This is a genomic window from Haladaptatus rarus (assembly GCF_054177585.1).
Genome location: NZ_JBPEHG010000042.1, coordinates 1 through 3,088, shown reverse-complemented (window position 1 = coordinate 3,088; position 3,088 = coordinate 1). Strand labels below are relative to the sequence as shown.

Here is a 3,088-nt window from a genome sequence, read left to right as displayed (position 1 = left end):
CATGTTGCACTAAGCGGGTGTGGACACAATCAATCTCGAATGAAAAATAATAGCTGCAACCTATTTTTGAATTGAAAATGGGAAGTACACAATATATCCAATATCTGTTGAATGAGTGCAGTTTCCAACCCAATAGAAATGGTGCTCCGCAGGATCCGCCCCTGACGCTTCGTTTTATTGTGATGGGACTTTTGTAGCCTCTCGTTACATTGCACACAAATATCATATAAACTTGGTGTAATTATAGTGAGATATGACAATTTATAGAGTTTTCACAACCTCAAAAAAAGACAGGTTTTATACCATGTACTGTTGCTAACCCATGGGCAGACATCCCAGTACTATTCGGACTCAGTTCATTATTATTACATGCTGAACTTTCACCAGGAATGAAAAAGTCCAATCCACCAGAGACAATACCTGCTACGACAAAATTATTCGAATTGTTTTTCCCTTTTGCGTAAATTGGGCCGCCCGAGTCACCATCTGCTACAGTACATCCAGTCTTCATCCCGTTTCCATCCCATGATGTACAGCTGTCTATTCCTCCGTTCCCTTCAACATTCAAGATAGTTCCTCGTGTCCGGCCTGTCTCGATACCAACTTTAAAAACGGTACGATTATCTTGCATTGCAGTTCTTAGTCCAGAAGTTGTGAATCGAGCTGAAATATTATGAATATTCTTATCAGCAGGATCAAAAATGCCACTAGTTAGACTATCAATATTGCTGGTCGTTTTATTAACAAGTGACCAATCATGGTCAATATGTGCAGCAGTAACTGTTCCTATCTTTTTTGCTTTGTGGTAAGCACTCTCCTGATCATTGTCTTCGCACAGTCCCCAAAGATGACTTACTGAAAGCATATATTGGGAACCATTCCAAGTCGATAGATACGCTGATGTCCCATAGCGATCGACATTTCCTTCAGAACTTTGTAAAAGGACACCACCAGGTAGATCAGCGAAATAGTTACTATTACTTTGACAACCGCTATTAAACGCAAATCTTCTTGTTTTTGCTGTTTTCTTTTTTATTTCTACCTCATCTTCTTCTTTAGGGACATCTGGTCCGTCTGAACCAGGTTTAACAGCAATCTCAATTCGAGAACCTGGCCTGCCTCCCACCCATTCATTTGCCACCCCTAACTCGATTTCCTTTACTCTCTGATCATTTTTAAGCTCTTTTCTAAACTTGTTTAACTTTCTTGTAACTTTATTTTCATGGTCCATCCATTTTTGAGAAACAAATTCACTCTCTACTGGAGTGTCCCCCCGAACAGCAGTGACAACCTCTATATCTTTTTCCCCATAGACTACACCAATTGCTGAGGTAGCAGCAAGACTGGCTCCAGCCGTTTTTAATACTTTTCTCCGATTGAATGAATTTTTTCCATTCATATAATGTAGATAACTTTCATTGTATATATAATTTTTCATCATATAGTAAAAACAGAATAGTGAGAAAGTATTTATCAGAGAAGGTTGACTTGACTTATATGGCAACTATTACCACATCACTTCGAACATTGCTACTCGGTCGATCAAAGGAACTTACATTGATTGGATTAGGTCTTTCTCTTATGCTTGCAATTATTATGGCAGAGAATATACCTCCTGACTATATTTTACTCGGAATTTCACAACAAAACATGCTTATTATTCTTGTAATAATAGCTATAATACTCGGAGTATTATTCTCATATTTAAACTCCGGAATTATAGTGGCTTGGAGTCTTGTATTCGGTGCCACATATCCATTTTATCTTAGCGCTTGTTCAGCAAGGTTCCTAGTCGGTGGAGTTGAGGGATCACTAACTCAAAATACAATCTGTCCAGTTGAACTCCCAGGAATATTCGTCTTTTTGGAGCCACTCCCCATTATATTTCTAATATTCATTGTTACAGGTACTATAAGCTATATACTCGGTCGTATTCCCGATTCTAAATTGTTCTTGGATAAATCAAACCATTAACATTCGAAGAACGCGTATAAGAGCTCACAACCCGATCTGGTGGCAGTGGTGAGACGTTATAAAATCACATGAGGTAACGGGATTTTTCGACTCAGTTTCCGGGTGTGGAATGTTGGACGTAAATTAGTCGTTGGACTAGCAAATTCGTTGATCTTCCAGCAATCAATGTCGAGTAGCGGGCACACGCAAAGCAAGACGGGAGTATCGGAGTAATCCCACTGCTGCTTATACTGCCCACAGGAAGTCAATCGGCTAAATCAGGCTAATTCGTAAATTCGACCTTGCTGCTGTCTCACGTTCTACTTCGGTTATCAAATCCATCACGCATTTTGAAACACGTCGAACTTCTAGAAAACAGACTACTTTTCCCCCCAACTGTTCGGAGCAGCCGAATTCGATCGTCGAAATCCACGACAGTTGGCACGCTAAATATGTTCCACGAAATGCACAGTGATCGACTCAAGGGAACCCGGAGGAGTCTACTATCGCGTGAGAGGTTCGGGAGCAGAAAATCGGCTTCATGCTGGTAAGCAAGTGTGAGTTTTCACTCCGGTTCAAAGCCATACCAAACCGCGGCATAGCTGAGAATCAGCGGCACCAATTCAATGCGATAGGGGCAAGCAACAGCACATCGGTATGGTGCACTGGATAATTCAAGAGTAGGCCCGATAGTTGACCAGCGGAGGAAGACTTTGAGATTGCTCCACGGGTCGTATCCTGGTGGCGTCGAACAGCCCATCGTAAAACACCTTCCAGTACTCAACAAGTCGAATGCCGCGATCACAAATAAGGAAATGGCTGCGACAATAGCAAGCGGATGTGCAACATCTAATGTCAGCATTGCATACCCGCTGGCAATGATGATGGCAAGTAGCACTATCCCAGCGAGGTAGATTCCAGGGGTAGGAATAACCTCAACGAAGGTGATTCCGAGGATCGAAGCAGTCACTCCAGCCCATATAACAATGACTTGCTGGGAGGGAAACCGATGCCTCGATTCCCGTAATAAGTAACCCATATTTTACGATGAAACACTATTCAGTGATAAATCCGCACTACGCACTGCACACAGATCGATTTGGGGGTCCCGGGGTTGGTGCACTTCCGCTTATGG

Annotated in this window: 3 protein-coding genes; 1 reads left to right on the top strand and 2 read right to left on the bottom strand. The window is 42.1% G+C overall.

Features of this window, described 5'->3' with window-relative positions:
- Window positions 1–280: 280 nt before the first annotated feature.
- Complete coding sequence (locus ACR3FE_RS27740; protein WP_458211084.1) at window positions 281–1,399, bottom strand: chymotrypsin family serine protease; 1,119 nt, start codon at window positions 1,397–1,399, stop codon at window positions 281–283.
- Between the two features lie 98 nt (window positions 1,400–1,497).
- On the opposite strand from ACR3FE_RS27740, the gene ACR3FE_RS27735 reads away from it, so the two are divergent.
- Window positions 1,498–1,974, top strand: coding sequence for a hypothetical protein (locus ACR3FE_RS27735; protein WP_458211083.1), 477 nt, complete (start codon window positions 1,498–1,500; stop codon window positions 1,972–1,974).
- A 544-nt stretch (window positions 1,975–2,518) separates the two neighbouring features.
- Here ACR3FE_RS27735 and ACR3FE_RS27730 read toward each other — a convergent pair.
- A complete protein-coding gene (locus tag ACR3FE_RS27730) occupies window positions 2,519–2,992 on the bottom strand; it encodes a hypothetical protein (RefSeq protein ID WP_458211082.1) in 474 nt (157 codons plus the stop codon).
- Window positions 2,993–3,088: the final 96 nt, after the last annotated feature.

Bases quoted from the DNA above. Each gene is read 5' to 3' on its own strand.
- ACR3FE_RS27740 (WP_458211084.1), bottom strand. From the start codon at position 1,399: ATGAATGGAAAAAATTCATTCAATCGGAGAAAAGTATTAAAAACGGCT.
- ACR3FE_RS27735 (WP_458211083.1), top strand. From the start codon at position 1,498: ATGGCAACTATTACCACATCACTTCGAACATTGCTACTCGGTCGATCA.
- ACR3FE_RS27730 (WP_458211082.1), bottom strand. From the start codon at position 2,992: ATGGGTTACTTATTACGGGAATCGAGGCATCGGTTTCCCTCCCAGCAA.